This is a genomic window from Kitasatospora misakiensis (assembly GCF_042656005.1).
GTDB classification, from domain to species: Bacteria; Actinomycetota; Actinomycetes; order Streptomycetales; family Streptomycetaceae; genus Kitasatospora; species Kitasatospora misakiensis.
The window spans coordinates 163,848-183,073 of sequence record NZ_JBHSOF010000006.1; the positions used below are offsets into that span (position 1 = coordinate 163,848).

19 protein-coding genes are annotated in these 19,226 nt (G+C 71.9%); 8 read left to right on the plus strand and 11 right to left on the minus strand.

Annotated elements, in window-relative coordinates; all coding sequences use genetic code 11:
* The first annotated feature begins 173 nt into the window (after positions 1-173).
* Positions 174-356, plus strand: a complete 183-nt coding sequence (locus tag ACFP3U_RS07725; RefSeq protein ID WP_380224488.1) for a PspC domain-containing protein — start codon at positions 174-176, stop codon at positions 354-356.
* A gap of 175 nt (positions 357-531) precedes the next feature.
* Here the strand turns inward: ACFP3U_RS07725 and ACFP3U_RS07730 are convergent, their stop codons facing one another.
* The 3 genes from ACFP3U_RS07730 to ACFP3U_RS07740 all read right to left on the minus strand — a co-directional run bounded on the left by ACFP3U_RS07730 (position 532) and on the right by ACFP3U_RS07740 (position 3,351).
* Positions 532-876 (minus strand): ATP-binding protein, encoded by a 345-nt coding sequence (locus ACFP3U_RS07730; protein ID WP_380224489.1) that lies wholly within the window; start codon positions 874-876, stop codon positions 532-534.
* Between the two features lie 209 nt (positions 877-1,085).
* On the minus strand, positions 1,086-2,234 hold the full coding sequence (locus ACFP3U_RS07735) for an adenosine deaminase (RefSeq protein WP_380224490.1): 1,149 nt from the start codon (positions 2,232-2,234) through the stop codon (positions 1,086-1,088).
* 163 nt (positions 2,235-2,397) lie between these two features.
* On the minus strand, positions 2,398-3,351 hold the full coding sequence (locus tag ACFP3U_RS07740) for a LysR family transcriptional regulator (protein ID WP_380224491.1): 954 nt from the start codon (positions 3,349-3,351) through the stop codon (positions 2,398-2,400).
* Positions 3,352-3,456: 105 nt separating this feature from the next.
* On the opposite strand from ACFP3U_RS07740, the gene ACFP3U_RS07745 reads away from it, so the two are divergent.
* From ACFP3U_RS07745 to ACFP3U_RS07765, 5 genes are all read left to right on the plus strand, one after another.
* The gene (locus ACFP3U_RS07745) at positions 3,457-4,824 is read left to right on the plus strand and encodes an MFS transporter (protein WP_380224492.1); all 1,368 of its coding nucleotides are present in this window, start codon (positions 3,457-3,459) and stop codon (positions 4,822-4,824) included.
* 9 nt (positions 4,825-4,833) lie between these two features.
* Positions 4,834-5,187 (plus strand): AbrB/MazE/SpoVT family DNA-binding domain-containing protein, encoded by a 354-nt coding sequence (locus ACFP3U_RS07750; RefSeq protein WP_380224493.1) that lies wholly within the window; start codon positions 4,834-4,836, stop codon positions 5,185-5,187.
* Positions 5,174-5,467, plus strand: a complete 294-nt coding sequence (locus ACFP3U_RS07755) for a hypothetical protein (protein WP_380224494.1) — start codon at positions 5,174-5,176, stop codon at positions 5,465-5,467. The genes ACFP3U_RS07750 and ACFP3U_RS07755 overlap by 14 nt, the downstream gene beginning before the upstream one ends.
* A gap of 114 nt (positions 5,468-5,581) precedes the next feature.
* Positions 5,582-6,268, plus strand: coding sequence for an alpha/beta fold hydrolase (locus tag ACFP3U_RS07760; RefSeq protein ID WP_380224495.1), 687 nt, complete (start codon positions 5,582-5,584; stop codon positions 6,266-6,268).
* Between the two features lie 40 nt (positions 6,269-6,308).
* Positions 6,309-6,863 carry a Uma2 family endonuclease gene (locus ACFP3U_RS07765; protein ID WP_380224496.1) on the plus strand — a complete coding sequence of 185 codons (555 nt, stop codon included), beginning with the start codon at positions 6,309-6,311 and terminating at the stop codon, positions 6,861-6,863.
* A gap of 40 nt (positions 6,864-6,903) precedes the next feature.
* Here the strand turns inward: ACFP3U_RS07765 and ACFP3U_RS07770 are convergent, their stop codons facing one another.
* From ACFP3U_RS07770 to ACFP3U_RS07805, 8 genes are all read right to left on the minus strand, one after another.
* Entirely contained in the window at positions 6,904-8,181 is a 1,278-nt protein-coding gene (locus tag ACFP3U_RS07770; protein ID WP_380224497.1) for a thymidine phosphorylase, read from the minus strand.
* A 177-nt stretch (positions 8,182-8,358) separates the two neighbouring features.
* Positions 8,359-8,757, minus strand: coding sequence for a cytidine deaminase (locus ACFP3U_RS07775; protein ID WP_380224498.1), 399 nt, complete (start codon positions 8,755-8,757; stop codon positions 8,359-8,361).
* Positions 8,754-10,019 carry an ABC transporter permease gene (locus ACFP3U_RS07780; RefSeq protein WP_380224499.1) on the minus strand — a complete coding sequence of 422 codons (1,266 nt, stop codon included), beginning with the start codon at positions 10,017-10,019 and terminating at the stop codon, positions 8,754-8,756. Before ACFP3U_RS07780 ends, ACFP3U_RS07775 begins: the two co-directional genes overlap by 4 nt.
* Complete coding sequence (locus ACFP3U_RS07785; protein ID WP_380224500.1) at positions 10,016-11,173, minus strand: ABC transporter permease; 1,158 nt, start codon at positions 11,171-11,173, stop codon at positions 10,016-10,018. Before ACFP3U_RS07785 ends, ACFP3U_RS07780 begins: the two co-directional genes overlap by 4 nt.
* A 4-nt stretch (positions 11,174-11,177) precedes the next feature.
* Positions 11,178-12,908, minus strand: coding sequence for an ABC transporter ATP-binding protein (locus ACFP3U_RS07790; protein ID WP_380224501.1), 1,731 nt, complete (start codon positions 12,906-12,908; stop codon positions 11,178-11,180).
* A gap of 142 nt (positions 12,909-13,050) precedes the next feature.
* The gene (locus tag ACFP3U_RS07795; RefSeq protein ID WP_380224502.1) at positions 13,051-14,115 is read right to left on the minus strand and encodes a BMP family lipoprotein; all 1,065 of its coding nucleotides are present in this window, start codon (positions 14,113-14,115) and stop codon (positions 13,051-13,053) included.
* 295 nt (positions 14,116-14,410) lie between these two features.
* On the minus strand, positions 14,411-15,664 hold the full coding sequence (locus tag ACFP3U_RS07800; RefSeq protein ID WP_380224503.1) for an amidohydrolase: 1,254 nt from the start codon (positions 15,662-15,664) through the stop codon (positions 14,411-14,413).
* 232 nt (positions 15,665-15,896) lie between these two features.
* Complete coding sequence (locus ACFP3U_RS07805) at positions 15,897-17,525, minus strand: acyl-CoA mutase large subunit family protein (RefSeq protein ID WP_380224504.1); 1,629 nt, start codon at positions 17,523-17,525, stop codon at positions 15,897-15,899.
* Between the two features lie 119 nt (positions 17,526-17,644).
* On the opposite strand from ACFP3U_RS07805, the gene ACFP3U_RS07810 reads away from it, so the two are divergent.
* Together ACFP3U_RS07810 and ACFP3U_RS07815 are read left to right on the plus strand one after the other, a co-directional pair.
* On the plus strand, positions 17,645-18,388 hold the full coding sequence (locus ACFP3U_RS07810; RefSeq protein ID WP_380224506.1) for an SDR family oxidoreductase: 744 nt from the start codon (positions 17,645-17,647) through the stop codon (positions 18,386-18,388).
* A gap of 289 nt (positions 18,389-18,677) precedes the next feature.
* Entirely contained in the window at positions 18,678-19,223 is a 546-nt protein-coding gene (locus ACFP3U_RS07815) for a 2-oxo-4-hydroxy-4-carboxy-5-ureidoimidazoline decarboxylase (protein ID WP_380224551.1), read from the plus strand.
* Positions 19,224-19,226 lie beyond the last annotated feature (3 nt).

Here is a 19,226-nt window from a genome sequence, read left to right on the forward strand (position 1 = left end):
TCTCCGGGCCGACCCTGAGCGGAACCCCGAGAACGGCTACTGCCCGGCGACGACCCAGGTCAGGGACAGGATCGCCTTGCGGGCGGAGGAATTCGGCGGGCCGACGGCGGACCATGGAAGTACGCCAGCCGGAGGAACCGGTCACCGGCGCCACCACAGCAACGGAGTTCGCCATGAGCCGCCTCGCCCGCCCCCGCCACAACCGCGTCATCGCCGGCGTCTGCGCCGGGATCGCCGAGCGCTTCGGGCTCACCCCGTGGACCGTCCGGATCATCTTCCTGGTCTCGTGCCTGCTGCCCGGCCCGCAGTTCCTGATCTACCTGGCGCTCTGGCTGATCCTCCCGCAGGAGCCGTAACCCCGGCACCGGCGCGCCGCACAGCACCGGGGCGCCGGCACACGCCGAAAAGCACACCGAAAAGCACACCGATAGGCACACCGATAGGCACACCGAAAGGCACGCCGAAAGGGGCCGCCCACTCCCGTCGAGGAGTGGGCGGCCCCCACGGCTGTGCCGAGCCGATGCGCCGGGATCAGCCGCCGATGCCCGGGAGCATGCCGGTCAGCCCGCCGATCGGGGTCTTGTCGAGGCCGGGAACGCTCGGCACGCCGGCCCGGTTGGCGGTGGCCGGCGCGGCGGCCTGGCCCGCGCTGGGGGCGAGGGTGCCGAGCGTGCCGGTGACCTTGTCGGCGACCGGCAGCTTGCTCGCCGCGTCGGTGACGGCGCCGGTGGCCGCCGGGTTGGTCAGCAGACTGGTCGGGAGCCCGAGGCCACCGGTGGCGGCCGCGGGGGCGGCGGACGCGCCACCGGCGCCGACCGCGGCGATGGCGATGCCGAGCGCGGCGGTGCCGGCGGCCTTGAGAGTGGCCTGCTTCATGTGGTTAGTCCCCTTGGGTCCTCGTCGGTGGCCGACACGCACGGCTGGCGCGACTGGTCAGTCCGCCACGGCCTGTCAGCAATGACTGGCACACCGTAGTGATTGGATCGCGCGAGGATCAAAGGCTGTTCACCCATCCGAGGGAGTAGTCGGATGAACGCCAACTTCCTTGACAGAAAACGGCGTTCTTCCGACCACCGAGGAGCGGTTCAGCTGCCGGCGCTGAACAGCCACTCCGCCTTGAGCTCGGCGTAGCCCGGCTTGATCACGTCGTTGATCATCGCGAGCCGCTCGTCGAACGGCAGGAACGCCGACTTCATCGCGTTCACCGTGAACCACTCCAGGTCCCCCAGCGTGTAGCCGAAGGCCTCCACCAGGTGCCCGAACTCGCGGCTCATGCTGGTGCCGCTCATCAGCCGGTTGTCGGTGTTCACGGTGACCCGGAACTTCAGCCGGCTGAGCAGCCCGATCGGGTGCTCGGCGTACGAGGTGGCGGCGGCCGTCTGCAGGTTGGAGGTGGGGCACATCTCCAGCGGGATGCGCTTGTCGCGCACGTAGGCGGCGAGCCGGCCCAGCGTGACGGTGCCGTCCTCCGCCACCGTGATGTCGTCGACGATCCGCACGCCGTGGCCGAGGCGGTCGGCGCCGCAGCACTGCAGGGCCTCCCAGATCGACGGCAGGCCGAAGGCCTCGCCCGCGTGGATGGTGAAGTGGTTGTTCTCGCCCTTGAGGTAGTCGAAGGCGGCCTGGTGGCGGGTGGGGGGGTAGCCCGCCTCGGCACCGGCGATGTCGAAGCCGACGACGCCCCCGTCGCGGTGGCGGTTGGCCAGCTCGGCGATCTCCTGCGAGCGCGCGGCGTGCCGCATCGCGGTGATCAGGGTGCCGATCCGGATCCGGTGGCCGGCGGCGCGGGCGTTGGCCTCGCCGAGGCGGAAGCCCTCCTGGACGGCCTCGACGACCTCGTCGAGGGTCAGGCCGCGCTCCAGGTGCTGCTCGGGGGCGTAGCGGACCTCGGCGTAGACGACGCCGTCGGCGGCGAGGTCCTCGGCGCAGTCGGCGGCGACCTTGATGAGCGCCTCACGGGTCTGCATGACGGCGCAGGTGTGGGCGAAGGTCTCCAGGTAGCGGACCAGCGAGCCGGAGTCGGCGGCCTCGCGGAACCACTCGCCGAGCTCCTTGGCGTCGGTGGTGGGGAGTCCCTCGTAGCCGACGGCGGCGGCCAGCTCGACCACGGTCTCGGGGCGCAGCCCGCCGTCGAGGTGGTCGTGCAGCAGCACCTTCGGGGCGCGGGCGATCTGCTCGGGGGTGGGGATCCGGGGGGCGGCGCCCGCGGTGGTGACGGGGATCTGCTTCTCCATTGCGGGAGTGTAGCTCCTACGCGCGTAGACAGGCCACCGCTCGCTGGGCCGACTCATCCAATGTCCACCGGGAATTCCACCGAACGGACGATCCGGGCCACCTGCGCGCAGGTCGTCCGCCCGGGTGCTCCGGCACACCCAGTGCCCCAACAGCCGCCCGCCCTCAGTCGTGCGCCAGCAGCCGCCCGCGCCGCGACAGCACGAAGTCCCGGAACGCCGCCACCGGCGGGGTCATCGGCCGCCCCGCCACCCAGGCCAGCCCGATCGCCCGCCGGGTACGCGGCGCCGTCACCTCCAGCTCCACCACCCCCGGCCGCGGCACCAGCGCCGGCGGCAGCAGCGCCACCCCGAGCCCGGCCGCCACCAGCCCGCGCAGCGTCTCCGTCTCCTCGCCCTCGAAGGCGAGCCGGGGCACGAACCCGGCCTCCGCGCAGAAGCCGTCCGTGATCGCCCGCATCCCGTACCCGTGCTCCAGCCCGACGAACGGCTCCTCGGCCACCTCCGCGAGCCGGATCCGGCGCCGCCCGGCCAGCCGGTGGTCCGCCGGGACGACCAGGTGCAGCCGCTGCTCGTCCAGCCGGCGGGCGGCCAGCGCCGGGTCGTCGTCCGGCAGCGGCGCGACCAGGCAGAGGTCCAGCTCCCCCGCGCGCAGCCGGTCCAGCATCGCGCCCACGTAGTCCTGCACCAGCTGGAACCGCACCTGCGGGTAGCTCGACCGGAAGTCCCGCAGCAGCGCGGGCACCGCGTCCGTCCCCATGGTGTGCAGGAAGCCGAACGCCACCCGGCCGGTCGCCGGGTCGGCCTCCGCCCGGGCCGCCTCGGCGCCGCGCTCGACCTCGGCCAGGGCCCGCTCCACCGAGGCCAGCAGCAGTCGGCCCGCCCGGGTCAGCCGGACCGTCCGGCCCTGACGGGCCAGCAGGTCGACGCCCAGGTCGGCCTCCAGCCGGGCCACCGCGCGGGACAGCGTCGGCTGCGGCATCGCCAGCAGCTCGGCCGCCTGCGTCACGTGCTCCAGCCGCGCGACCGCCGCGAACTGGGCCAGGCGCGGTGCGAGTTGCACCGCCGGGAGGTCCGGCCCCAGCTCCGCGGGGCGGACCGGTTCGGTGCCGCCGGTCATCCTGCGCTCCGTCCTGCCTCGTACGCTCGGCTCATGCCGCTCGGTATGGATTATTGACGTTCCATGCATTGGACGCATCAGTACGGCGGTTCTACCTTCGACTGCATGCAGCCCTCCAGTACCAGGGCGTCCGCGACCGCGCCGGACGCCGCAGCCCCGACCGCCGCAGCCCCGCACGCCGCCACCGCCCCGCACACCCCGCTCGCCGGCCCGCTCGCCGCCGCGTTCCCCGGCCGCCCCGCCGACGACCGCCACCGCCCCGGCCGGCGCTCCTTCCGCCGCGCCAACCTCGCCCTGTTCGCGGCCGGCATCGCGACCTTCGTCCTCCTCTACTCCACCCAGGGCCTGCTGCCGATCCTCTCGAACGACCTCGGCCTCACCCCCGGTCAGGCCAGCTGGACGGCCTCCGCCGCCACCCTCGGCCTCGCCCTCGCCCTGCTCCCCGCGAGCGCGCTCTCCGACCGGTACGGCCGCACCGCGGTGATGACGGCCTCCACGCTCGCCGCCTCCGCCCTCGCGCTCGCCCTGCCGTTCGCGCCGGACCTCACCACCCTGGTCGTGCTGCGCGTGCTCCAGGGCGCCGCGCTCGCCGGGCTGCCCGCGACCGCGATGGCCTACCTCGCCGAGGAGGTCCACCCGTCCGCGCTGGCCTCGGCGATGGGGCTGTACGTGGCGGGCAACAGCATCGGCGGCATGGGCGGGCGCCTGCTCTCCGGCTGGGTCGCGGCCGGTTTCGGCTGGCGCTGGGGGCTCGCCGCCTCCGCCGCCCTCGCGCTGCTCGCCACCCTGGTGTTCCGGCTGCTGATCCCCGCCGCCCGGCACTTCACCCCGGCCCCGGTGGACGCCCGCGCGCTGGCCCGCACCGTCGGCGGGCACCTGCGCAACCCGCTGCTGCTGCGGCTGTACGCGCTGGGGCTGCTGTTCATGGCCGTGTTCGGCGCGGTCTACACCACCGTCGGCTACCGGCTGGTCTCCGCGCCGTTCCACCTGCCGGAGTCGGTGGCCGCCTCGATCTTCGTGGTCTACCTGGTCGGCACCGGCACCTCGGCCGCCGCCGGGCGCCTCTCCGGCCGGCTCGGCCGCCGGGGCGCGCTGTACGTCGCGATCGGCACCACCGCCCTCGGGCTGCTGCTCTCCCTCGCCGACTCGCTGGTCTGGGCGCTGCTCGGGCTGGTGCTGATCACCGCCGGCTTCTTCGCCGGGCACGCCACCGCCTCCTCGGCCGTCGGCCGCACCGCCACCGAGGGCCGCGCCCAGGCCTCCGCGCTGTACCTGATCGCCTACTACCTGGGCAACAGTCTGGGCGGCACCCTGGGCGCCGACGCCTACCACGCGACCGGCTGGTCCGGCGCCGCCGTCATCGGCCTGACCGCCATGACCCTGGCCGCCGGCGTCACCCTCTACGCGACCCGCCAGGCCCACACCGCCACCCGCCGGGGCAAAGGTCTGCCCGGCGGACTTTCCGCCCGGTAGACTTTCCGCATGGCAGACCCGAAGCGCCGCCGTCGCCCCCACCTGGTGTCCACCCCCGTGCGGAAGAAGGGCGTGGTCACCATCCCCCAGGAAATACGGGAGCAGCTGGACCTCCAGGAAGGCGACCAGCTGGTGGTCGCGGTGGAGGACGGTCGCATCGTTCTGACCCCGGCCTCCGTCATTCCGGACGACCAGGCCTGGTTCTGGACCCCGGCCTGGCAGGCGAAGGAGGACGAGGTCGACGAGGCCCTCGCGGAGGGCGAACGCGGCGAGGTGTTCCAGGACGGCGAGGACTTCCTGCAGTCGCTCGCCGACGAGGCGGGGCTGGACCTCGGGGAGATCAAGCACCGTGCCGACGTATGAGTCCCTGGCCCACTTCCTCCGTGACTGGAAGAACCTCACCCCGGCACAGAAGGCCGCGTTCCTCGTCGCGGTCGCCCAGTTCGTCGCCGACCTCCGGGCCGGCAAGGGCTTCCGCCGCGGCCTGCGGGTGAAGAGGATGCAGGGCCACCCCGATGTCTGGGAGCTGACCTGGGCACCGGACGGCCGGGCCACCTTCAGCTACGGCGCGCCGCCGCAGGAGGGCGAGCCGCACATCGTCTGGCGCCGCATCGGCACCCACGAGATCTTCCACCGGCCCTGAGACCTGCCGTTCCCGTTCCCGTCGCCGCCCGGCGGATACCTGACACTCGCTGTCAGGTATCCGCCGTAGCTTCCTGCACGTCCGACCGGAACAGCACGAGCAGAGGAACGCACCATGGCCACCTACATCCTCATCCCCGGCGCCCTGCACGGCGGTTGGTGGTACCGACCGATCACCGAAGGCCTCCGGGCCGCCGGCCACGAGGTGTACCCGGTGACGCTGACCGGGGTGAGCGAGCGCAGCCACGTCGGCGCGGCGGGCGGAGTCAACCTCGACACCCACGTCCAGGACGTGCTCGGCCTGCTGGAGGCCGAGCGGATCACCGACGCGGTGCTCGTCGGGCACAGCTACGGCGGCATGGTCGCCACCGGGGTGGCCGACCGGGCGCCGGAGCGGATCGCCGGGCTGGTGTACGCGGACGCCCTCGTGCCGCGCGACGGCGAGTCGGCGTTCGCGATCGTCAACGACGCCTGGAGGGAGCGCTACCTGGCCGCCGCCGCGGCGGGCGGCGGCCACAGCCTGGTCGGCCTGAACCCGGGCCTCGACCCGCGCGCCACCGCGCACCCGCTGGCCGCCCTGCTGCAGCCGATCCGCCTCACCGGCGCCGCCGACCCGGCCGCCCTGGACGTCCCCCGGATCTACCTGCACGCGGAGAACTTCGAGGCCACGCCCTTCCACGACACCGTCGCCCGCCTGCGCACCGACCCCGCCTGGACCGTCCACACCCTCCCCACCGGCCACGACCTCGTCCGCGAGGCCCCCGACGAACTCCTGAAGCTCACCCTGACCGCCACCGCCTGACCCCCGCCGCCTGTCGGCCGGCGTCGATACACTCCGGAACATGAGCATCGATCCTGCTGTGTACGCCCGGTTGCGCGAGATCGCCGATCAGCTTCCGCAGGTGCCGGGGATAGGGAAGATCGAGATCGCCGGTGGCGAGATCGTCATGATGATGTCGCCGGTGAAGCGCCACGAGCTTGCCGTCATCCGCATCGCCCAGCAACTGAACGCCCAGCTTCCGCAGACGCATCCCGGCTACATCGCTCATGGTGGTGCAGACCTGGAGGACGCCGGGATGGGCAAGCTGCGGAATCCGGACCTCATGGTGTTCCCCCTCACGGCGCTCGACGACGAGCAGCCGGCGCTCCTCCCCCACGAGGTGCTGCTGGTCGTGGAGATCGTTTCCAAGTCCAATCCCGAGAACGACTACCACAACAAGGTCCGCGACTACGCGGCCATGGGCATCCCGCTCTACCTGCTGGTCGATCCGCGCAAGGGCACCGGCATCGTCCACGACGAGCCCGGCTACACCTCCCGCAAGGAGTTCGCCTTCGGTGACACGGTCACCGTGGGCCCATGGACGCTCGACACCAAGGTCCTGCGCACGTACGCCTGAGCGGCGTACGTGCGCAGGACCTCGGCGGGTGAACCGGCCGTCAGGCGATGCGGTCCAGCACGATCGGGTTCGGGGTGAACGTCGTGCCGGCCGGGGAGACCTCGATGCCGCCGGTGAGGGCCTCGATGGCGTACTCGAAGCGCTCCGGGGTGTCGGTGTGCAGGGTCAGCAGGGGCTGGCCGGCCACCACGGTGTCGCCCGGCTTGGCGTGCATCTCGATGCCGGCGCCGGCCTGCACCGGGTCCTCCTTGCGGGCGCGGCCGGCGCCGAGGCGCCAGGCGCTGACGCCGACGGCGTAGGCGTCCAGGGTGGTGAGCACGCCGGAGGCCGGGGCCGGGATGACGTGCTGCTCGCGGGCGACCGGCAGCGGGGCGTCCACGTCGCCGCCCTGGGCGGCGATCATGCGGCGCCAGTGGTCCATCGCGGAGCCGTCGCGCAGCGCGTCGGCCGGGTCCTTGCCGTGCACGCCCGCGGCGGCGAGCATCTCGCGGGCCAGCGCCAGGGTCAGCTCGACGACGTCGGCGGGGCCGCCGCCGGCCAGCACCTCGACCGACTCGCGGACCTCCAGCGCGTTGCCCGCGGTGAGGCCGAGCGGGGTGGACATGTCGGTGAGCAGGGCCACCGTGTTGACACCGGCGCTGGTGCCGAGGCCGACCATGGTGCGGGCCAGCTCGCGGGCGTCGTCGAGGTTCTTCATGAACGCGCCGGAGCCGACCTTGACGTCGAGGACGAGCGCGCCGGTGCCCTCGGCGATCTTCTTGGACATGATCGAGGAGGCGATCAGCGGGATCGCCTCGACGGTGCCGGTGACGTCGCGCAGGGCGTACAGCTTCTTGTCGGCCGGGGCGAGGCCGTCACCGGCCGCGCAGATGACCGCGCCGGTGTCGCGCAGCACCTGGAGCATCTCCTCGTTGGAGAGCAGGGCGCGCCAGCCGGGGATGGACTCCAGCTTGTCGAGGGTGCCGCCGGTGTGGCCGAGGCCGCGGCCGGACAGCTGCGGAACGGCGGCACCGCAGGCGGCGACCAGCGGGGCGAGCGGCAGGGTGATCTTGTCGCCGACGCCGCCGGTGGAGTGCTTGTCGCTGGTCGGCTGCCCCAGCGAGGAGAAGTCCATCCGGACGCCGGAGCGGATCATCGCGTCCGTCCAGCGGCTGATCTCGCCCGGGTTCATGCCGTTCAGCAGGATGGCCATGGCCAGGGCGGACATCTGCTCGTCGGCGACCTCGCCGCGGGTGTAGGCGTCGATGACCCAGTCGATCTGAGCGTGGCTCAGCTCTCCGCGGTCGCGCTTGGTCCTGATGACGGAGATGGCGTCCATGGTTGCTCCATTGCTCCAAGAGAGGTTCAAAAAGCGGGGTTCACAGCGGGGTTCACAGCGGGTTCGAAAAGCTTCACAGCGGGGTTCGAAAAGCGAAGAGTGTCGCGAGTCGGCCCGATGGGTCCCACTCGCGACACTCTACGCGCGTAACAATCGGCAGTGCCAGAGCCGCTCCGGCTACAGGCGTTCCGGCCCGAACGCGTCGGGCAGGACCTCGCTCATCGGCCGCACCCCGGAGGGCAGCTCGACCAGCAGGCCGGGACCGCCGTGCTCGTACAGCAGCTGACGGCAGCGCCCGCACGGCATCAGCAGCTCGCCCGCCCCGTCCACGCAGGTGAACGCGGTCAGCCGGCCACCGCCGGTCGCGTGCAGCGCGGAGACCAGGCCGCACTCGGCGCACAGCCCGAGCCCGTACGAGGCGTTCTCCACGTTGCAGCCGGTGACCACCCGGCCGTCGTCCACCAGGGCGGCGGCACCGACCGGGAACTTGCTGTAGGGCGCGTACGCGTGGCTCATCGCCTCGCGCGCCGCCGTCCGCAGCGCGGCCCAGTCGACCGCCTCGGCCGCGGCCGTCACTTGCCCTCGCCCTTGCGGTAGATCTGACCGTCGGCCTTCGGCGGACGCAGCCGCTGCGAGGCCAGCGCGAGCACCACGAGGGTGATCACGTACGGCGTGGCGACGATCAGCGGACGCGGGACCTCTTCGGTGGTGAAGTACCAGACGAACAGGCCGCCGGAGACCACCAGCGTGATCAGCGCCGCGGTGTACTTGCGGCGGTAGAGGTTCCAGGCCGCCAGCAGCACCATCGCGATGGCGACCACCAGGATCAGCACGTGCACCGACTCGGGGTCGCGCAGCTGGAGGCTGTCGGTGAAGCCGAACAGGCCGGCGCCCATGGCGAGGCCGCCCGGCATCCAGTTGCCGAAGATCATCGCCGCGAGGCCGATGAAGCCCCGGCCGTTGGTCTGGCCGTCCTTGTAGAAGTGCGCCGCGACCAGCGAGAGGTACGAGCCGGCGAGGCCCGCGAAGGCGCCGGACATGATGACCGCGAGGTACTTGTACTTGTAGACGTTGACGCCCAGCGACTCCGCCGCGGTCGGGTTCTCACCGCAGGAGCGCAGGCGCAGGCCGAACACGGTGCGCCAGAGGGCGAAGTAGCTGGCCACGATCAGCGCGCCGGCCAGCAGCACGACCACCGAGATGTTGGTGACCAGGCCGCCCACCACACCGGCGACGTCGGAGACCAGGAACCAGTGGTGCGCCTCGATGTCCTTCAGCCCCGGGGAGAGGCCGGGGATCGTGATGTACGGCAGCGGGTCGGCCGGCGGGGACTGGTTCGCGCCGGCACCGGCGGAGATGTAGTCCTTGTAGTAGATCCGGTTGACGTACGCGCAGATGCCGGGGATCAGCAGGTTGACGCCGACACCGGAGACGATGTGGTCGACGCCGAAGGTCACCGTGATGACCGCGTGCAGCAGACCGCCCAGCGCACCGCCGAGCATGCCGGCCACCAGGCCGAACCAGGGGCTGACCAGGTAGCCGCCCCAGGCGCCGCAGAAGGTGCCGGCGACCATCATGCCTTCGAGGCCGATGTTGACCACGCCGGCCCGCTCGGACCAGAGACCGCCCAGACCGGCCATGCCGATCGGCACGGCGGCGCTGAGCGCGGCGGTGACCTGGCCGGAGGAGGTCAGCGAGTGGTTGTCGGTGATCATGCCGACGGCGGAGAAGAGGACCAGGGCGCCCGCGATCAGCAGCAGCACCACCGGCCAGGACATCTTGCGCTTCTTGGCGGGAGCGCCCGACGCCTTCGCGCGGGCAGCGGTGGCCGTGCTCATGCGGACACCTCCTTCTTCTCGGCGGCCGCGGCGGCCTGGGCGGCGAGCTCGGCGCCGACCTTCTGCTGCTGACGCTTGAGGCCGTAGCGCCGCACCAGCTCGTAGGCGACGACGACACAGATGACGATGGTGCCCTGCATGACCGGGACGATCTCGAACGGGAAACCGCCCTGCAGCGGCAGCTGCGCGCCGGTCGCGTCGAGGAAGGCGAACAGGATGGCCGCGAAGGCCATGCCGATCGGGCTGTTGCGGCCGAGCAGGGCGACCGAGATGCCGAGGAAGCCGAGGCCGCCCTGGAAGCCCTGCCCGAAGCTGTACGAGTTCTGGAGCAGCTCGGGCAGGCCGATCAGACCGGCCAGCGCGCCGGAGACCACCATCGAGATGACGACCATGCGCTTGACGTTCACACCGGACGCGGTGGCCGCGGTCTCCGAGCGGCCGGTGGCGCGCAGGTCGAAGCCGAAGCGGGTGCGGGTCAGGGTGAACTGGAAGGCGACGCCGACCAGGATCGCGATGAAGAGGAAGCCGTAGAGCGGGCCGCCGTCGGTGTTGATCGCGAAGAAGTGGCTGGAGTCCGAGACCGGGGTGGTCTGGATCGAGTTGCTGGTGCCGCTCTTCTCCGGCGCGAAGATGCCGGGGACGAGCAGCAGGCCGACGATGGCGACCGCGATGGCGTTCAGCATGATGGTCGCGATGACCTCGCTGACGCCGCGGAAGACCTTCAGCAGACCGGCGATGCTCGCGTACAGGCCGCCGACCAGCATGGCGGTGATCAGCAGCAGCGGGATCTGGATGAACGACGGCAGGTCGAGCTGACCCCCGACGAAGGCCGTGAACAGCGCGGCGACCTTGTACTGGCCCTCGACACCGATGTTGAAGAGGTTCATCCGGAAGCCGAAGGCGGCGGCCGCGGCGGCCAGGTAGTACGTGGTGGACCGGTTGAGGATGGCCACCTGGCCGTCCGACTTGGTCGCGTACGTGAGCATCACGTTCCAGGCGTCGAACGGGTTCTTGCCCGAGGTCGCCAGGAGGACGGAACAGATCACGACGGAGAGCAGCACGGCGAGCACCGGCGCCGCGAGGGCGAGGACGATCTTCTCGCCGTCGAACCGCTTCGCCCGCGCGGGCTTGGCGGCGGGGTTGGGACTGGTCATGTGGCTACTCCCCCGCCTGCTGGTCGTCGGCGGTGTCGGTGGGCGCGGCGGACTCCGCCTCGGTGCCCTCGGCGAGGATCGCCCGGAACTCCTCGACGGCTTCCGTGTCGGACTCGATGTGGCCCTGGGCCGCACCGGTCATCGCGGTGCCGAGGTCCTCGGCGGTCACGGTGGCCGGGTCGGCGTCGGCGACCAGCCGGCCGCGGTAGATCACCCGGATGGTGTCGGAGAGGCCGATCAACTCGTCGAGGTCGGCCGAGATCAGCAGCACGGCGAGGCCGGCCCGCTGGGCGACCCGGATGTGCTCCCAGATCTGCGCCTGGGCGCCGACGTCCACCCCGCGGGTGGGGTGGGCGGCGATCAGCAGCTTGGGCTGGTGGCTCATCTCGCGGCCGATGATCAGCTTCTGCTGGTTGCCGCCGGAGAGCGAGGCCGCGGTGACCTCGATGCCGGGCGTGCGGACGTCGTACTCCTCGACGATCCGCTGGGTGTCCTTGCGGGCCGCGGCCGGGTCGATCAGCACGCCCTTGGAGTTGGGCTTCTCGGTGACGTGGCCGAGGATCCGGTTCTCCCAGAGCGGGGCCTCCAGCAGCAGGCCGTGCCGGTGGCGGTCCTCGGGGATGTAGCCGATGCCGGCCTCGCGGCGGGCCCGGGTGAGGGTGCCGGAGAGGTCCTTGCCGTCCAGGGTGACGGTGCCGCCGTCCAGCGGGAGCATGCCCATGACGGCCTCGACCAGTTCGGCCTGGCCGTTGCCCTCGACGCCGGCGATGCCGAGGATCTCGCCCTTGTGGATGCGCAGCGAGATGTCGTCCAGGACGACGCGCTCGATGCCCTCGGCGTCGGTCTTGGCGATCCGCAGGCCCTCGACGTTCAGCATCTCGCTGGTGGTGACGGTCGACTCGCGGCTCTCCGGGGAGGGCAGCTCGGCGCCGACCATCAGCTCGGCGAGCTGGCGGGCGGTCACGCTCTTCGGGTCGGCGTCGCCGACGGTGGTGCCGCGGCGGATGACGCTGATCGCGTCGGCCACCGAGAGCACCTCGTGCAGCTTGTGCGAGATGAAGATGACGGTGACGCCCTCGGACTTCAGCTCCCGCAGGTTGTCGAACAGGGCGTCGACCTCCTGCGGGACGAGCACGGCCGTCGGCTCGTCGAGGATCAGGATCTTGGCGCCGCGGTAGAGCACCTTGAGGATCTCCACGCGCTGGCGGTCGGCCACGCCGAGGTCCTCGACCAGGGCGTCCGGGCGCACGCCCAGGCCGTACTGGTCGGAGATCTCCCTGATCTTGTCCTTGGCCTTGCCGCCGATGCCGTACAGGTGCTCGCCGCCGAGGACGACGTTCTCCCAGACGGTGAGGTTGTCGGCGAGCATGAAGTGCTGGTGCACCATGCCGATGCCGCGCGCGATGGCCTCGCCCGGGGTGTTGAACTCGCACAGGTCGCCGTTGATGGCGATGGTGCCCTCGTCCGGCTTCTGCATGCCGTAGAGGATCTTCATCAGCGTCGACTTGCCGGCGCCGTTCTCGCCCATCAGGGCGTGCACGGTGCCGGTGCGGACGGTGAGGTTGATGTCGTGGTTGGCCACGACGCCGGGGAAGCGCTTGGTGATTCCGCGCAGTTCGACGGCCGGTGTCGCCGTCCCCGCGCTGGGGTTACCGCCCGTGGTCGGGGCGGGGTCGGATGCGGTGATGGCGGTCTCCTGGTGGTCTGGAGGCGCGTCGTTGCGCTGGAGGGCCAAAAGCGAAAGTGGTGGGGGGACGGGACGGGGCCCGGGGGTACGCACTGAGCGCACCCTTCCGGGCCCCTCCCTGATGTTGCGTCCATCATCGCGCTGCCGGGCAGGCGGCAGCGGCAGCGACGTCCGGTCGAACCCGTGAGTCTTAGACCTTGGTCGGGTCGGTCGGGACGGTGGTGGCGCCGTTCTTGATGGCGTTGGACGCGTCGTCGAGCTTGGCCTTGATGTCGTCGATCTTGCCACCGGTGGTGGCCAGCGAGACGCCGTCGGACTTCAGGTCGAAGTTCTTCACACCGGTGAAGACCTGGCCCTTCTTGGCGGACTCGATGTAGGCGTAGACGGCCTTGTCGACGTTCTTGACCATCGAGGTCATGATGCTGTTCTTGTACTTCGCCAGGGCGGGCTGGGCGGCCTGGTCGGAGTCGACGCCGATCGCCAGGGCGCCGGCGTTGGCGACGGCCTCGATGGCACCGTTGCCGGAGGAGCCGGCGGCGGTGTAGATGACGTCGGCCTTCTTGTCGAGCTGGCCCTGCGCGGCTTCCTTGCCCTTGTCGGGGGAGGCGAAGCCGGAGAAGTCCGGCGGGGTGGTCAGGTAGGTGACGTCGACCACGATGCTCGGGTCGACGGACTTGACGCCCGCGCGGTAACCGGCCTCGAACTTCTTGATCAGCTCGGTCTGCACACCGCCGATGAAGCCGACGTGCTTGTTCTTGGTCTTGAGGGCGGCGGCGACACCGGCCAGGTACGAGCCCTCCTGCTCGGAGAACGTCAGCGAGGTGACGTTGCTCGGCTGGGTGTCGGAGGCCGAGTCGATGATCGCGAACTTGGTGTTCGGGTTCTCCTTGGCGATCTTCTCGACGGCGGCCTGGTAGACGAAGCCGACCGCGATGACCGGGCTGTAACCCGCGGTCACCAGGTTCTTGAGGCGGGTCTCCTTGTCGGCCTCGGCCTCGCCGGTCTTGGCGTCGGCCTCGGTGACGGCGACACCCAGGTCGCTCTTGGCCTTGTCCAGGCCACGGGCGGCGGAGTCGTTGAACGACTGGTCGCCACGGCCGCCGATGTCGTAGGCCATGCCGACCTTCAGCGCACCCTCGGAGGCACCGGAGGAGGCGGTGGTGGTGTCGTTGCTCTTTGCGCCGCAAGCGGCGAGCGAGGCAATGCCCAGGGAACCCGAGAGCACAACCGCAGCGAGCTTAGTAGAACGGCGCAAGGGAGTATCTCCTTCTCACACGCACCCGTTTAGCGTGGTCGGACGCCACCGTAACGCGCGTAGAACACGGTTGGGTTACGGGCCGCCAGAGCATTCGGGTTGTTATCAAACCGTGGTCTCACGGCCCACCCGGTGCCCATTTTCCTTCACGAAGGGTGATCGGAACCGGCGCAGCCCAGTGTACGTAATCCGAAATAAAGAGAGTATTGCGACAAACCGGACACCCGTGACGGGTGTCCGGTTCGGATCGGTACGGCGGGTTACGGCGGGGTGTGTCGAGGCGTGTCGAAGTGTGTCAGGGCGTCCCGGGCTCCAGGGCCAGCGCGGCGAACAGCTCCACGCCGATCCCGATCGCCCGCTCGTCCACGTCGAAGCGGCCCTGGTGCAGGTCGCGGACGGCGGTGTCGCCGGGCGCGCGGACGCCGAGCCTGGCCAGCGCGCCGGGGGCGTGCTCCAGGTACCAGGAGAAGTCCTCGCCCCCGAGCGACTGCTCGGTGTCCTCCACCACGGTCGCGCCCGGACGGCCGAAGCGCGCGGTCATCGCCGCGTCCAACAGCCCCACCGAGACCGCCTCGTTCACCACCGGCGGCACGCCCCGGTGGTAGTCCAGCGTCCACTTGGCGCGGTAGGTCTCGGCCAGCCGGGCGATCAGCTCGTGCAGCAGGTCCGGCGCCTCCCGCCAGCCGTCCAGCTCCAGGCAGCGGACGGTGCCCTCCAGCTCGGCGTGCTGCGGGATGACGTTGGGCGCGGAGCCGGCGGCGATCCGGCCCCAGACCAGCGAGACCCCCCAGCGCGGATCCATCCGGCGGGCCAGCGCGGCCGGCAGTTCGGCGGCGACCCGGGCGATCGCGGTGACCAGGTCGGTGGTCAGGTGCGGGCGGGCGGTGTGACCGCCGGGGCCGTCCAGGTGCAGCACCAGGCGGTCGCAGGCCGAGGTGATCGCCCCGACCCGCAGGCCGATCCGGCCCGCCTCCACCTTGGGGTCGCAGTGCACGGCGAAGATCCGGCCGACGCCCTCCATACCGCCGGCCGCGATCACGTCCAGGGCGCCGCCCGGCATGACCTCCTCGGCGGGCTGGAAGACCAGGCGGACGGGGCGGCGCAGTTCGCCGGTGCGGGCCGCCTCGGCGAGCACCAGCGCGGTGCCAAGCACCACCGAGGTGTGCACGTCGTGGCCGCAGGCGTGGGCCCGGCCGGGGACGCTCGACCGGTAGGGCACGTCGGTCTTGGCGTCGTCGATCGGCAGGGCGTCGATGTCGGCGCGGAAGGCCAGGAACTCCGCCCCGCGCGGGGCGGAGTCGGGAACGATGTCGACGAGCATTCCGGTACCGCCCGGCAGGACCCGGGGGGCGAGGCCCGCCGCGACCAGACGGTCGCGCAGCCGACCGGTGGTGCGGAACTCCTGGCGACCCAGCTCCGGGTGCCGGTGCAGGTCCCGCCGGAAGGCGATCAGCTCGGGCTCCAGCGCGCGCACCCGGTCACGGAGACCGACGGTGGGGCGGGCAGCGACGAGGGAGACGGCCGACTGGGCGGACTCACGACGGTTCATCTCAACAAGAGTAGGGCTGTTGGGGGGATTTCGCCCGACTTCCCGAAAAGAAGTCCCCGGATGGGCGCATACCGGCCGCGCTGGTGGGTATGACATCTTGATTCAGCCGCCTTCCCCATGGTGCCTGCCCTGTGCAACGACCGACGGCGATCAAGGTCACGCCCCTTCCCGCCGGGCCGTTCGACGGCGACCGGGGCGGCGGCGACCCGGTCCCGGCGGTTCGCACCTTGGCTCAAAAGCGTTCGGCCGGGACGTGCCGGCCCCACACCTCGCGCAGCGCGTCGCACACCTCGCCGACGGTGGCCCGCGCGGCCAGCGCCTCGCGCATCGGGTACAGCACGTTGGCCCGGCCCTCGGCGGCCCGGCGCAGCGCGCCCAGCGCCCGGTCCACCGCCGCGCCGTCCCGGGCCGCCCGCAGCCGGGCCAGCCGCCCGACCTGCCGCGCCTCGATGGCCGGATCCACCCGCAGCGGCCGGTAGGGCTCTTCGGCGGCGAGCTCCGCCGGCCCCAGCCGGAACCGGTTGACCCCGACCACCGTACGGCTGCCGGCCTCGGTCTCCCGCTGGATCCGGTAGGCGCTGCGCTCGATCGCCGCCTTCTGGTGGCCCGCCTCGATCGCCGCCACCGCGCCGCCCAGCTCCTCCACCTCGGCCATCAGCGCGAGCGCGGCGGCCTCCACCTCGTCGGTCAGCGCCTCCACCGCGTACGAGCCGGCGAACGGGTCGACGGTGGCGGTCACGTCGGTCTCGTGGGCGAGCACCTGCTGGGTGCGCAGGGCGAGCCGGGCGGCCTTCTCGGTGGGCAGCGCGAGCGCCTCGTCGAAGGAGTTGGTGTGCAGCGACTGGGTGCCGCCGAGCACCGCCGCGAGCGCCTGCACCGCGACCCGGACCAGGTTGACCTCCGGCTGCTGGGCGGTGAGCTGGACGCCCGCGGTCTGGGTGTGGAAGCGCAGCCGCTGCGAGCGCGGGTCCCGGGCCCCGAACTCCTCGCGCATCACCCGGGCCCAGATCCGGCGGGCGGCCCGGAACTTCGCGACCTCCTCCAGCAGGGTGCTGCGGGCCACGAAGAAGAACGAGAGCCGGGGCGCGAAGTCGTCCACCGCGAGCCCGGCCGCCAGTGCGGCGCGCACGTAGGCGATGCCGTCGGCCAGCGTGAAGGCGATCTCCTGCGCGGGCGTGGCCCCGGCCTCGGCCATGTGGTAGCCGGAGATGGAGATGGTGTTCCAGCGCGGGATCTCGGCCCGGCAGTACCGGAAGAGGTCGGCGACCAGCCGCAGCGAGGGCTGCGGCGGGAAGATGTAGGTGCCGCGGGCGATGTACTCCTTCAGCACGTCGTTCTGCACCGTGCCGGTCAGCCGGGCCGGCGGGACGCCCTGGCCCTCCCCGACCAGCTGGTAGAGGAGGAGCAGCACCGCGGCCGGGGCGTTGATGGTCATCGAGGTGGAGACCTCGCCGAGCGGGATGCCCTCGAACAGCTCGGCCATGTCCTCGACGCTGTCGACCGCCACCCCGACCCGGCCGACCTCGCCGGCCGCGAGCGGGGCGTCCGAGTCGTAGCCCATCTGGGTGGGCAGGTCGAAGGCGACGGAGAGGCCGGTGGAGCCGCCGGCGATCAGCTGCCGGTAGCGGGCGTTGGACTCGGCGGCGGTGCCGAAGCCGGCGTACTGGCGCATCGTCCACGGGCGGCCGGTGTACATCGTCGGGTGGATCCCCCGGGTGAAGGGGTACTCCCCCGGGCGGCCCAGCCGTTCGGCCTGGTCCCGGCCGGCGAGGTCCTCGGGGCCGTACACCGGCGCGAACGGGAAGCCGGACTCGGTGCGGCGGGGCTCCGGCGGCGGTTCGGCGGGCGGTTCGGCGGTCATGGGGTCCTCCGCGGGGTCGGCGGGCGGGTCCACTCCTCTCGCAATCTAACGCCGCCGGATCCCCCGCGACCGGTCTTGAGATGATCGGAAGAACCGACCGGATATCTCAGGAGTGGGCAATGACCGAGCAGAAAGTGGCCGTCGTCACCGGCGCGAGCAGTGGGATCGGCGCGGCAACCGCCCGCCGCCTCGCCGCCGAGGGCTTCGAGGTGGTGCTGACCGCCCGCCGGACCGACCGGATCGAGGCGCTGGCCAAGGAGATCGGCGGACGCGCCCACACCCTGGACGTCACCGACCGGGCCGCCGTGGACGCCTTCGCGGCCGGGCTCGACCGGGTGGACGTCCTGGTGAACAACGCCGGCGGGGCGATCGGCGCGGAGACCGTGGAGAACGGCGACCCGGCCGACTGGCTGGCCATGTACGAGGTCAACGTGCTCGGCGTGCTGCACATGACCCAGGCGCTGCTGCCCGGCCTGCGGGCGAGCGGCGACGGCACGATCCTGGTCCTGTCGTCCACCGCCGCGATCACCGCGTACGAGGGCGGCGGCGGCTACGTCGCGGCCAAGCACGCCGCGCACACCATCGCCGCGACGCTCCGGCTGGAGCTGTGCGGGGAGCCGATCCGGGTGATCGAGATCGCCCCGGGCATGGTGCGCTCCGAGGGCTTCGCGGTGACCCGCTTCCGCGGCGACGAGGAGAAGGCCGCGGCCGTGTACGCCGGCGTCGCCGAGCCGCTCACCTCCGAGGACATCGCCGACACCGTCGCCTGGGCGGTCACCCGGCCCCCGCACGTCAACATCGACCTGCTGGTGGTCCGCCCGCGCGCCCAGGCCGCCAACCACAAGGTGCACCGGGAGCTCTGACCGGCACGCACGGCCACACCCGGTCGTCACGCGAGGCTGACGGGGGCGGGGGCGGAGGCGGGGCGTCCTAGCAGATGAAGGCGGGGAGGGCGCTGACACGGAGGTGTCAACGTCACAACTTGATAGCTCGTTCGGATGAAATCCGCGCGCGCCCTCCCCAACTGATGACCGCTCAACTACCGTTGAGCCGCTGCCGGACGGGCATTCGGACGCCGTTCCGCAGCCTCATACTTCACCTCGCGTCACCACCCCTTCACCGGCACCTTCCCGCCCTCACGAGGAGGACCCGCTGGCCAGCGACATTCCGTCACCGAGGCTCGACCCCCGGGACGAGCCGACCCTCCTCGGGTTGCACCGTTTCAACGAGGCCGACGCCGGAGCCGCGGAAGAGGCCCTGCTGGCCTGCTGCGGCAGCCACCGGTGGGCCCTTCGGCTCACCGCGCACCGGCCCTACCCCGACATAGAGTCCCTGCTCGCCGCCGCCAGCGAGGCCTCGTACGACCTGCGTCCGGCCGACCTGGCCGAGGCGCTGGCGGACGAGAGCTGGATGCCGCAGCCGCTCCTCGGCATGCGCGCACCCGGCAGCCACGCGGCCCACACCGCACTGCGGGCGGCCCACGCCGCCTACGAGGCACGGTTCGGCCATGTCTTCGTGGTCTGCCTGGAGGGCATCGCCCCCGAGGAGATGCTCGACACCGTCCTCAGCTCGATCCGCACCCGCCTCGCCACCGATCCCGACGAGGAGCGCCTGGTCGCCGCCGACGAGCTGCGCCGGATCGCCCTCACCCGGTTGGAGCACCTGGTCGCCACCCATTCGGGGGCCGCGGCCCGCTGATCC